Origin of the sequence: Nocardia suismassiliense, from assembly GCF_900269665.1 — a bacterium.
Classification (GTDB): Bacteria; Actinomycetota; Actinomycetes; order Mycobacteriales; family Mycobacteriaceae; genus Nocardia; species Nocardia suismassiliense.
The window spans coordinates 1,516,831-1,523,677 of record NZ_LT985361.1; the positions used below are offsets into that span (position 1 = coordinate 1,516,831).

Sequence of the window (6,847 nt, forward strand, 5' to 3'; positions counted from 1 at the left end):
CCACCCTCCCCCTCTCCACCACAGCTACTCACCTCCCCACCCCTCCCCCCCCCACCTCCCCCCCCCCCCTCTTTTTTTTAACCACCTCGGCCCCCCCCGAGCTCTCCCCCTACGCGTCCGGCGGCTGCGTCAGTTGTGTAAAAGGGACGGTCCGCACCCTGCGCGCACTCGCCCGACCCGAACTCTGACGCAGCGGAGCAGCACCTTCGGCAGCGAGTTCGAGCCCGTCACCAAGGCGAATTCGACATGATCCGCGCAGCTGGAGGTCGCATCTCCCGCCGTAATAGTCCAGCGGGTCCGCCTGTGCCGCAGGACACGGCCGCGACCACTCGCCACAACCAGGCGTGGCCACGCGAATAGACTTCCACCGAACACATCGGGACAACTGATATCGAAGGCACATGGGTAACTCGTCGGGTACGGGCTGACCTCGCCCACCATCTCACCGCTGGGCGCCGGCGCCACGATCGTGGCACCTGAGTCCGGCTTGAATATCCGGAGAGGCGGAACAGGCATGCAGGCGCAAGTGGAGACGGTCGTCGATCTGGATGCCATTGCCCATAACGTGCGCATCCTGCGCGACCACGCGGGCGACGCCGCCGTCATGGCGGTCGTCAAGGCGGACGGCTACAACCACGGCGCCGTCGAGGTCGGCAAGGCTGCGCTCGCCGCGGGTGCCGCCCAGCTCGGGGTCACGACGATCGATGAGGCGTTGCTGCTGCGCCAGGGCGGGATCACCGCGCCGATCTTGAGCTGGCTCAACGATTCCAGTGCCGACTTTGCCGCCGCGATCACCGCCGACATCGAGATCGGCGTCTCCTCGCTCTCGCAGTTGCACGCGGTGGAAGCGGCGGCCCGGCACACGGGCCGCACCGCGACGGTCACCCTCAAGGTGGACACCGGCCTCAACCGCAACGGCCTGTCGACGGAGGAGTACCCGAAGGCGCTGGCGGAGCTGCGGGCGCTGGTCGACGAGCAGGCGGTGCGTTTCCGCGCGATCTTCTCCCACCTCTCGCGTGGCGACGAACCCGAGCACCCGACCAACAATCTGCAGCGCGACCGCTTCCTGGAGGCCATCGCCGCCGCGAAGGAACACGGCCTGGAACCGGAACTGGTGCACCTGGCCAACTCGCCCGCCACGCTGACCCGCCCGGACCTCGCTTTCGACATGGTCCGCCCGGGCATCGCTGTCTACGGACTGTCCCCGGTGCCGGAGCTCGGTGACTTCGGGCTGCGCCCGGCGATGACCTTCCAGGCGCATGTCGTCCAGGTCAAGCGTGTCGCGGCGGGTGAGGGTGTCTCCTACGGGCACACCTGGATCGCCCCGCGCGACACCACGGTCGCACTGATCCCCGCGGGTTATGCCGACGGCGTATTCCGGCCGCTGAGTGGACGATTCGAGGTGTGGCTCGGCGGTGCCCGGCATCCGAACGTCGGCCGGGTCTGTATGGACCAGTTCCTCGTCGACCTCGGCGATAACGCCGCGAACGTGCGCGAGGGTGACGTGGCTGTCCTGTTCGGCGGCGGCCAGGACGAACCGCGCGCCGAGGACTGGGCGACCCGGCTCGACACGATCAACTACGAGGTGGTCTGCTCGCCGCGCGGCAGAGCGGTCCGCCGCTATGTAGGCGGTGGCCGATGAAGCGCCGCCGCCGGATCACCGCGGTCCGCGGCGGCCTCGCCACCGCGGGCGTGGTCGGCGCGCTGGCCGGTGCGCACGCTTTGCGCCGGATGGGCTCGCGGGTGCTCTGGCCCGCTCGCCGCGACGAATATCGCGACGAGAACTTCGATCTCATCGACGAGGACCGGTCCGGCGCGGTGCTCACCGAGGACGGTGTGCGCCTGGCCACCCGCGAATGCGGGCCCGCCGACGCGCCGGTCACCGTGATCTTCGTGCACGGCTTCTGCAACACCATGGAGTCCTTCCACTTTCAGCGCCGCGACCTCGAAAAGCGCTGGGGCGCAAGCGCGCGGATCGTGCTGTTCGACCTGCGCGGGCACGGCCGCTCGGGCACGCCGAAGACCGACAGCTGCACCGTGGCCCAGCTCGGCCGTGATCTCGCCGCGGTGATCAGGGCGAGCGCGCCGACCGGCCGGGTGGTGCTGGTCGGTCATTCGCTGGGTGGCATGGCGGTGCTCGCCGCCGCCGCACAGTTCCCGGAGTTGTTCGCGGAGCGGGTGATCGGGGTCGCGCTGTTCTGCACGGCGGCCGCCGAGGTCACCGAGACGGGCATTACGCAGTTGCTGAGCAATCCCGCGATGGACCGGGTGCGGATGGCCGTGCTCGCCGCACCGGCGCTGGCCCAGGCGGGGCGAACCACTGCGCGCCACGTGATCTCGCCGATCTTGCACGTCAGCTCGTTCCACGGCCCGGTGAGTCCCACGCTGTCCCGGTTCACCACCATGATGATCGACCGGACGCCGGTCGAGACCGTGGTGAAATTCTTGAAAGCCATCGAGCTGCACGACGAATCGGCCGCGCTGCCCACCATCGCGCCGCTGCCGGTGCTGGTGCTCGGCGGCGTGCACGACCTGGTGATCCCGTTCCGCAACTCGCTGGCGCTGGCCCGCCAGCTGCCGAACCGTGAACTGATCCGCTTCGACGACGCGGCGCACATGCCGCACCTGCAGTTCCCGGATATCGTCAACGACGCGCTCGATCGATTGCTCGTGCGCGCGGGTGCGATCGAGTCGACGCAGGACAGCGTCTCGGAGGTGACAAGTGGCTGATCGGCAGCAGCGGATCCTGCCCACCGTCGCCGATACCGAGGCGCTCGGCCGCGAGCTCGCCGCCGGCCTCGGCGCAGGGGACCTGGTGGTGCTGGACGGCCCGCTCGGCGCGGGCAAGACCGCGCTCACCCGGGGCATCGCCGCGGGCCTCGGCGTGCAGGGCCGGGTCAGCTCACCGACCTTCATCATCGCCCGCCAGCACCGGGCCGGCGAGCGCGACGGCGCGGTGCCGCTGGTGCACGTGGACGCCTATCGGCTCGGCGGCGACCTGGACGAGCTGGACGCCCTCGACCTCGACACCGATCTGCATCAAGCGGTGGTCGTGGTGGAGTGGGGTCGCGGGGTCGTGGAACACCTGACCGACCGGCACCTGCGGGTGCTGCTCTCGCGCGAACCGGATTCGGACGTGCGCACCGCCGAATGGGAATGGGTCGATTAACTACCAGGTAGCTCCGCACCGACGGCAGCTACCAACCGGTATCGTTGGGTCAATCATGCTGGTATTAAGTGTCGACACCGCGACACCCGCCGTGACAGCGGGATTGGTGGAACTGGAGCAGGCCGCACCGGGCGCCGCCGTCCCGGCGAAGGCGCGCACGCTCGCCTCCCGCGTCCGCGTCGACCCCCGCGCGCATGCCGAGGTGCTGACCCCGCAGATCCTCGAATGTCTCACCGAGGCAGACCGTTCCAGGGCTGACATCGACGCGATCGTGGTCGGTATCGGCCCCGGTCCGTTCACCGGTTTGCGCGTCGGCATGGCGACGGCCGCGGCCTTCGGTGACGCGCTGGGACTTCCGGTGTACGGCGTGTGCAGTCTCGACGCGATCGCCGCCGACGCGGTGTCCGACCTCACACCGGGCAGCGAGCTGCTGGTGGTCACCGACGCGCGCCGCCGCGAGGTGTACTGGGCGCGCTACCGCGACGGAGTGCGCGTCGCGGGGCCGGACGTCGCCAAGCCGAGCGACGTGGATATGGCACAGGCCACGGTGGTCGCCGGATCCGCCTCGCATGTCGACTTCTTCGACCTACCCGTGCTCCCGGTGGAGACGCCCTCGCCCGCCGGGCTGGTGCAGGCCGCCGCGGCCGACCTGCTCGCGCTCGCGGTGCCCGCGGCACTGGTTCCGCTGTACCTGCGCAGGCCCGATGCCGTCGAGAAGAGCTACCGCGCGCTCGACCGGACGGGAGCGTGACCCGGTGAGCATCCGAATCGAGCCGATGGTCGCCGCGGACATCGAGCGCTGCGTCGAACTCGAGCAGCTGCTGTTTCCCGAGGACGATCCCTGGCACGCGGTGGCGTTCCAGTCGGAACTGGCCGCACCGCACAATCGCTACATCACCGCCCGCGACGGGGACGGGCGAATGGTCGGCTACGCCGGTGTCGCGCTGCTCGGTGATGACGAACACCCCGAGGCCGAGGTACACACCATCGGTGTCGACCCGACCTGTCTGCGCGCGGGCATCGGCACGTTGCTGCTCGAGGCGCTGCTCGCCGAGGCGGGCAAGCGCGGCGGGCCGGTGTTCCTCGAGGTACGCACCGACAACACGCCTGCAATCGCGCTGTACGCCAAGCACGGCTTCCACATCATCGGCTTGCGCAAGAACTACTACCATCCCAGCGGCGCCGACGCCTACACCATGCGCAGGCCCGCGCTCAGCGCGCTTCCTCTCCCGGACGAGGTCCTCTCGTGATCATCATGGGCATCGAAAGTTCCTGCGACGAAACCGGAGTCGGCATCGTGCGCAGGCACGACGACGGTTCCTGTGAGCTGCTCGCCGACGAGGTCGCCTCCAGCGTGGACCAGCACGCGCGCTTCGGCGGTGTGGTGCCCGAGATCGCGTCGCGCGCGCACCTGGAGGCGATCGTGCCCGCCATGCGCCGGGCGCTCGCCACAGCGGGGATCGCCAAGCCCGACGCACTGTGCGTGACCATCGGCCCCGGCCTGGCCGGCGCGCTGCTGGTCGGTGTCGCGGCTGCCAAAGCCTATGCGGCGGCGTGGGATGTGCCGTTCTACGCGCTGAATCATCTCGGCGGGCATGTCGCGGTGGACACGCTGGAGCACGGTCCGATGCCGCCGTGCGTGGCGCTGCTCGTGTCCGGCGGGCACACCCATCTGCTGCACGTCACCGATCTGGCCGAGCCGATCGTCGAGCTCGGCAGCACCGTCGACGACGCGGCGGGCGAGGCGTTCGACAAGGTGGCGCGGCTGCTCGGACTCGGTTTCCCCGGTGGTCCCGCGCTGGATGCCGCTGCGGCCAAGGGCAATTCGCGGGCGATCGCCTTCCCGCGCGGCATGACCGGTCCGCGCGACGCGCGCTACGACTTCTCGTTCTCCGGCTTGAAGACCGCTGTCGCCCGGTATGTCGAGTCCGCGCAGCGCAGCGGGCTGACCGCCGAGGACCTGCCGATCCCGGACATCGCGGCGTCGTTCCAGGAGGCGGTCGCCGACGTGCTCACCATGAAGGCGGTGCGCGCGGCGCAGGACGTCGGCGTGGACACGCTGGTGCTCGGCGGCGGCGCCACCGCCAACTCGCGTATCCGGTCGATGGCCGAGGAGCGTTGCGCGGCCGCCGGTTTGACGCTGCGCGTGCCCAAGCCGCGTTTGTGCACGGACAACGGGGTAATGATCGCCGCACTGGGCGCCCACGTAATCGCAGGCGGCGCAAAACCGTCCGCGCTGACGGTCGCCACCGACCCCGGTCTTCCCGTCTCCATCAGCCGCGTCAGCTGAACCGCCCAACCGCCTTCTGTGCCCTCGAAAAGGGTGTAGGCCGGGCAATCCAGAGGCGGTCTCTGCGCCCTGGAGGGAGCGGATCAGTCGGTCTCGCCGGACGGTCCCGGATTCGTCCCACCGGGACGCACTGAACCCGAATTCTGTCGTGGCAGCACCGGCAGGTGGGACTGCGCCGGGGCCTGCGTCGGCGCGGACTTCGGTGCGGTGGGTGTCTGGGTGCCGGGCTTGTTCTTGTCCTGGTCGGACGAACCCGCCTGGGGGCCGAGGGAATTGCCGAACAGCGGTCCGAGCAGCTCGGGGAACGGGATGACCGGGAGGTTGGGATCCGGGCGCAGCGTGGGCTGGGTCGGCGGGCTGATGGGGGCCGGTGTCGGGGTGTTCGACGGCTGACCGCGATCCTGCGTGATCGACGGAAGGTTGCCGCCGGGCGCACGATTGGTGCTCTCCTGATTGCGCCCGCTGGTCGAGGTGCCCGCCCCGGTGGGCGGCACGCCGTTGCCCGGTGCCGGCGGTAGCTGCGACACGCTGCTCGTGGTGCCTGCCGGGGAGACCTCGTCGTCCGAGGTGGGGGCGAAGGTTTTCACGCCGTAGCCGATGATCAGCCCGACCACCACGATCGCGCCCGCCAGGGTGCCGACCACTTTGGTGAACGTGCCGACCGGCGCGTCGGCGCCGAGCGCGGCCACCGGGAACACCGACGGCTGCACCGAATCGGCAACCAGCGCGGCGCCTTTCGCGATCACGGCGTCGGGATCCTCGACGGTGAACACCGGCACGTCGAGTTGGTCGCCGAGCGTGTCGACGACGGCGGGAATGTTGGCTCCGCCGCCGATCACCGTGACCGCCTGCGGGAACTTGGGCGCCCGCGCGAACACCGCCGCTGCGAATACGGCGCTCTCGCGCAGCAGGTCGGAGATCAGTTCCTCGAAGTCGGCCCTGGTCAGCTTGAGCGGCCGGCCTGCGACGTGGTCGATGGTGACGGCGGGCGCGATGGACAGGTGTTCCTTGGCCGCGCGGCCGCGGTTGGTCAGCATGCCGCGGTTGGGGCGGGTGCCGCGCCGGGCGTAGTGCAGATCGACCAGGTGGTGGTAGATGAGGTCGTCGATGGCGTTGCCGCTGATCGCGATGGTGCGCTCGGATCGGAGCACGGTGCCGTCGGCCTGGTCGGCGACGGTCACGGTGAGGCCGGTCGCGCCGAGGTCGACGATGGCGACGGTGTCGTAGCGGTCGAGCAGGCCGGTGTGGCGCAGGTAGGTCAGCGCCGCGGTGCCCTCCGGGACCAGCCGCAGTTCCCGCTGCTTGCCGGTGGCCGAGCGGATCGCCTGCGCCTGCTCCTTGCTGCGGTACGCGACGGCGACGCTGGTGGGCGGGCGACTGGTCGGCGG

Annotated in this window: 7 protein-coding genes; 6 read left to right on the plus strand and 1 reads right to left on the minus strand. The window is 70.2% G+C overall.

All coding sequences use genetic code 11. The features are described from left to right. The first annotated feature begins 448 nt into the window (after positions 1–448). The 6 genes from alr to tsaD are packed head-to-tail and all read left to right on the plus strand — an operon-like array spanning position 449 to position 5,459. Entirely contained in the window at positions 449–1,642 is a 1,194-nt protein-coding gene (gene alr / locus DBO33_RS06725) for an alanine racemase (RefSeq protein WP_407670601.1), read from the plus strand. After that, the gene (locus DBO33_RS06730; protein WP_107654249.1) at positions 1,639–2,730 is read left to right on the plus strand and encodes an alpha/beta fold hydrolase; all 1,092 of its coding nucleotides are present in this window, start codon (positions 1,639–1,641) and stop codon (positions 2,728–2,730) included. Before alr ends, DBO33_RS06730 begins: the two co-directional genes overlap by 4 nt. After that, positions 2,723–3,169: a tRNA (adenosine(37)-N6)-threonylcarbamoyltransferase complex ATPase subunit type 1 TsaE gene (gene tsaE, locus DBO33_RS06735; protein ID WP_107654250.1), complete on the plus strand. Its 447-nt coding sequence runs from the start codon at positions 2,723–2,725 to the stop codon at positions 3,167–3,169. Before DBO33_RS06730 ends, tsaE begins: the two co-directional genes overlap by 8 nt. A 55-nt stretch (positions 3,170–3,224) precedes the next feature. Continuing rightward, positions 3,225–3,920: a tRNA (adenosine(37)-N6)-threonylcarbamoyltransferase complex dimerization subunit type 1 TsaB gene (gene tsaB, locus DBO33_RS06740; protein ID WP_107654251.1), complete on the plus strand. Its 696-nt coding sequence runs from the start codon at positions 3,225–3,227 to the stop codon at positions 3,918–3,920. A gap of 4 nt (positions 3,921–3,924) precedes the next feature. Continuing rightward, a complete protein-coding gene (gene rimI, locus DBO33_RS06745; protein ID WP_107654252.1) occupies positions 3,925–4,419 on the plus strand; it encodes a ribosomal protein S18-alanine N-acetyltransferase in 495 nt (164 codons plus the stop codon). After that, on the plus strand, positions 4,416–5,459 hold the full coding sequence (gene tsaD / locus DBO33_RS06750) for a tRNA (adenosine(37)-N6)-threonylcarbamoyltransferase complex transferase subunit TsaD (protein ID WP_107654253.1): 1,044 nt from the start codon (positions 4,416–4,418) through the stop codon (positions 5,457–5,459). Before rimI ends, tsaD begins: the two co-directional genes overlap by 4 nt. A gap of 83 nt (positions 5,460–5,542) precedes the next feature. Here the strand turns inward: tsaD and DBO33_RS06755 are convergent. Then, positions 5,543–6,847, minus strand: a 1,305-nt coding sequence (locus DBO33_RS06755) for an Hsp70 family protein (protein WP_234390720.1), incomplete at its 5' end; no start/stop codon positions are given.